At 41.7% G+C, this 3,838-nt stretch carries 4 protein-coding genes; all 4 read left to right on the top strand.

Features of this window, described 5'->3' with window-relative positions; genetic code table 11:
- Positions 1 to 278: 278 nt before the first annotated feature.
- From BKK50_RS05145 to BKK50_RS05130, 4 genes are read left to right on the top strand one after another with little or no spacing between them, the layout of a single operon-like run.
- Positions 279 to 1,163, top strand: coding sequence for a metal ABC transporter substrate-binding protein (locus tag BKK50_RS05145; RefSeq protein WP_077415978.1), 885 nt, complete (start codon positions 279 to 281; stop codon positions 1,161 to 1,163).
- Entirely contained in the window at positions 1,160 to 2,086 is a 927-nt protein-coding gene (locus tag BKK50_RS05140) for an ATP-binding cassette domain-containing protein (protein ID WP_077415976.1), read from the top strand. The genes BKK50_RS05145 and BKK50_RS05140 overlap by 4 nt, the downstream gene beginning before the upstream one ends.
- Positions 2,079 to 2,936 (top strand): metal ABC transporter permease, encoded by an 858-nt coding sequence (locus BKK50_RS05135; protein WP_077415974.1) that lies wholly within the window; start codon positions 2,079 to 2,081, stop codon positions 2,934 to 2,936. Before BKK50_RS05140 ends, BKK50_RS05135 begins: the two co-directional genes overlap by 8 nt.
- Positions 2,929 to 3,759: a metal ABC transporter permease gene (locus BKK50_RS05130; RefSeq protein ID WP_077415972.1), complete on the top strand. Its 831-nt coding sequence runs from the start codon at positions 2,929 to 2,931 to the stop codon at positions 3,757 to 3,759. The genes BKK50_RS05135 and BKK50_RS05130 overlap by 8 nt, the downstream gene beginning before the upstream one ends.
- The last annotated feature ends 79 nt before the right edge of the window (positions 3,760 to 3,838 follow it).

Raw genomic sequence — 3,838 nt, 5'->3', positions numbered from 1 at the left:
GTGTCCGAATTTTAACCTATTGAAATAATTTGATTTTTATAATAGACACACCGTTTTCCCCTACGTTCTATTAACATTTCTGTTTTTGTGTATTTATTACATAATGACGTATTTTACGACCGCACTTTCCCCTCCCCTGTGACCAACATTGAATTTGATCTACACCAAGTAAAGCCTTTGATTTTTATACAAAACTAAATCTTGATAATCATTATCATTTACTGAATAAAAAAATTGTTGTATGATGGACCGCATTTTTCTAAAAAGGAGACAATTTTATGCGTTTAATCATGACAACTTTTCTACTCTTAGGCTCATTATTTAGCTTACCAAGCCAGGCGAAATTTAAGGTCATTACCACATTTACCATTATTCAAGACATTGCCCAAAACGTTGCCGGTGAAGCAGCCATAGTGGAATCCATTACAAAACCGGGGGCGGAAATCCACGATTATGAGCCTACCCCAAAAGATATTGTCAAAGCCCAATCTGCCGATTTAATTTTATGGAACGGGTTAAACCTTGAACGTTGGTTTGAACGTTTTTTCCAAAATCTACATAAAGATACCCCCTCTGTGATTGTAACCGAAGGTATTCAACCACTATCTATTTTTGAAGGACCTTACCAGGGTTTACCTAACCCTCATGCTTGGATGTCACCGACCAATGCGTTGATTTATGTGGAAAATATTAAGCAAGCCTTCATCAAACACGATCCGCAAAATGCCGAGATTTATCGTCAAAATGCACAAACCTATATCCAAAAAATCCAAGCCCTCGATCAACCGCTACGAGAAAAACTCACTAATATTCCCGAACAACAACGTTGGTTAGCCACAAGTGAAGGAGCATTTAGTTATTTGGCGAAAGATTACGGTTTTAAAGAAGTCTATTTATGGCCAATCAATGCCGAACAACAAGGCTCACCACAGCAGGTTCGCAATATGATCAATTTAGTCCGCCAACATCAAATCCCTGTCGTTTTTAGCGAAAGTACGATTTCACCCAAACCCGCACAGCAAGTAGCGAAAGAAAGCGGCGCAAAATATGGCGGTGTGCTTTATGTGGATTCCCTTTCAACAGCAAAAGGCCCTGTCCCTACCTATATTGATTTGTTAAATACAACGGTTTCCACCATCGCAAAAGGATTTGAAAAAGAATGAACATCACGCCCCACACCACAATACACGTTGAAAATGTGACCGTTCGTTATAACAACGGTCATACCGCCATTAACGATGTGTCTTTTCATTTACAAGGCGGCACAACCTGTGCTTTAGTCGGCGTAAACGGTAGCGGCAAATCAACGTTATTTAAAAGTTTAATGGGATTAGTCAAACCTCAACAAGGACAGATTAAACTCTGTGGTTTGCCCATCAACCAAGCACTAAAACAAAATCTCATTGCCTATGTGCCGCAAACCGAAGAGGTCGATTGGCAGTTTCCGGTTTCAGTTTATGACGTGGTGATGATGGGGCGTTATGGCTATATGAATTTTTTAAGGAGACCAAAACCGGAGGATAAACAACAGGTTCAACAGGCAATGCACAGAGTGTCCATCGCACATCTTGCCGAACGCCAAATCGGTGAATTATCCGGCGGACAAAAGAAACGTGTCTTTTTGGCTCGGGCTCTTGCCCAACAAAGCCAAATCATTTTATTAGATGAGCCTTTTACCGGTGTGGATGTTCAAACGGAAAATGCCATTATGGATTTACTCTCCGAACTACGCAATGAGGGTCATTTAATCCTCGTATCCACGCATAATTTAGGCACAATTCCTGATTATTGCGATCAAGTAGTGATGCTTAATCGCACCGTCCTCGCCGTTGGCGAAACTCAAACGACCTTTACTCAACAAAATTTAGAGCGAACATTTGGTGGGGTATTACGCCATATCAAATTACAAAGTAGCGATTTACATGAAGATGAAGACCGCCGTGCGGTAACGGTCATCACCGATGATGAATTGCCTGCCGTCTTCTACGGTCAAACCAAAAATGATCCGCCGGCACCAACAATCAAACCTTGTTGTGGTGAAGCCGATTGTGAAAATGCGAAAGACGGGATAAAAACGGATGATTGAATTATTACTTGAACCCTTCAGCTATGACTATATGTTGAAGGCATTATTGCTCAGTGCGGCAGTCGGCGGAATTTGTGCTTTTTTATCCGCTTATCTCATGTTAAAAGGCTGGTCATTAATTGGTGATGCCCTTTCCCATTCGGTCGTTCCCGGTGTGGCGATTGCTTACTCCCTTTCCCTTCCCTATGCCTTAGGGGCATTTTTTTCCGGTATTTTGGCCGCACTTTCCATACTTTGGATAAAATCCATTTCCAAATTACGGGAAGATGCGATCATTGGCTTTATTTTTACCACCTTTTTTGCCCTCGGATTACTGATTATTTCCCTCAATCCCACGTCAATTAACGTACAAGAAATTATCTTAGGTAATATTTTAGGCATTGCCGATGAAGATATGCTTCAAATGGGGATCATTGTTGCCGTTTGCCTAAGCTTTATGATGATCTTTTGGAAAGATCTCTTATTGGTATTTTTTGATGAAACCCATGCCGTTTCGGTCGGATTGCAACCGGTTTACTATAAAGTGCTCTTTTTCACATTACTCAGTGCTTGTGTCGTTGCCGCATTACAAACCGTTGGCGCTATTTTGGTTATCGCCATGGTGATTACCCCGGGGGCTACCGCTTATCTTTTAACAGATCGCTTTAAAACCTTAGCTTTAATAGCCGTTTCTCTTGGCATCACCACTAGTGTATTAGGGGTTTATCTCAGTTACTATTTAGATGGCGCAACGGGCGGCATTATCGTGTGTTTTCAAACCGCACTTTTCTTACTCGCTTTTTTCTTTTCCCCCAAATACGGGATCATTAGCCAGAAATTGCTGACAAAAAAGGAGCAAACGAATGAATAATCTACTCAATTGGTTTGCTGAACCCTTCCAATACCCATTTATGCTGCATGCCCTCGCCACCGCCCTCATTGTTGCGGTGATTTGTGCCATTTTATCTTGTTATTTAGTGCTAAAAGGCTGGGCGCTGATGGGCGATGCGATTTCTCATGCGGTGCTTCCCGGCATTGTGGTCGCCTTTCTGTTAGGCATTCCCTTAACAATTGGGGCGTTTTGTGCCGGTCTTATCTGCTCTCTCAGTGTGGGTTATTTAAAAGAAAACAGCCGAATTAAAGAAGATACAGCAATGGGTATCGTTTTCTCGGGCATGTTTGCCCTCGGCATTGTGATGTTTACCAAAATTGAAACGGATCAACATCTCTCTCATATTTTATTTGGTAATTTATTAGGGGTGAGTTTGAGCGAAGTGCTCCAAACCTTATTCATTTCTGCGACTATTTTTATCGTAGTGATATTAAAAAGACGAGATTTTTTGCTCTACTGTTTTGATCTAAGTCACACCCGGGTCGCCGGGCTTTCCCCTAAAATACTCCATTACGGACTGCTGATTTTACTGGCACTAACGATTATCAGCGCCATGCAGGTGGTTGGGGTCATTCTGGTGGTTGCGATGTTGATTTCACCGGGGATCACCGCTTATGTCCTCAGCAAACGTTTTGACGGTATGTTGCTGATTGCCATATCGGTTTCAGTCAGCACAAGCATTATCGGCACGATCATTAGCTATCATATTGATGCCTCAACCGGCCCTTGTATCATTTTATTACAAGCTGCCCTTTTTCTACTGGCGTTGGGTTACACCCGCCTCAAAAATAAGAAAATTTAACATTCATCACATAAAAAGTGCGGTCAGAAAACAACAAGTTTTATCGGTATTATGCAGCACTTACACAATGTTGCTTTTT

Origin of the sequence: Rodentibacter rarus (assembly GCF_001998965.1) — a bacterium.
In the GTDB taxonomy this organism is placed as follows: Bacteria; Pseudomonadota; Gammaproteobacteria; order Enterobacterales; family Pasteurellaceae; genus Rodentibacter; species Rodentibacter rarus.
The sequence above is the reverse complement of the archived record's forward strand: the minus strand, read 5'-3'. Positions and strand labels throughout refer to the sequence as shown.

Excerpts from the sequence above, each read along its gene's own strand:
- BKK50_RS05140 (WP_077415976.1), top strand. The coding sequence starts at position 1,160 with ATGAACATCACGCCCCACACCACAATACACGTTGAAAATGTGACCGTT.
- BKK50_RS05130 (WP_077415972.1), top strand. The coding sequence starts at position 2,929 with ATGAATAATCTACTCAATTGGTTTGCTGAACCCTTCCAATACCCATTT.
- BKK50_RS05145 (WP_077415978.1), top strand. The coding sequence starts at position 279 with ATGCGTTTAATCATGACAACTTTTCTACTCTTAGGCTCATTATTTAGC.
- BKK50_RS05135 (WP_077415974.1), top strand. The coding sequence starts at position 2,079 with ATGATTGAATTATTACTTGAACCCTTCAGCTATGACTATATGTTGAAG.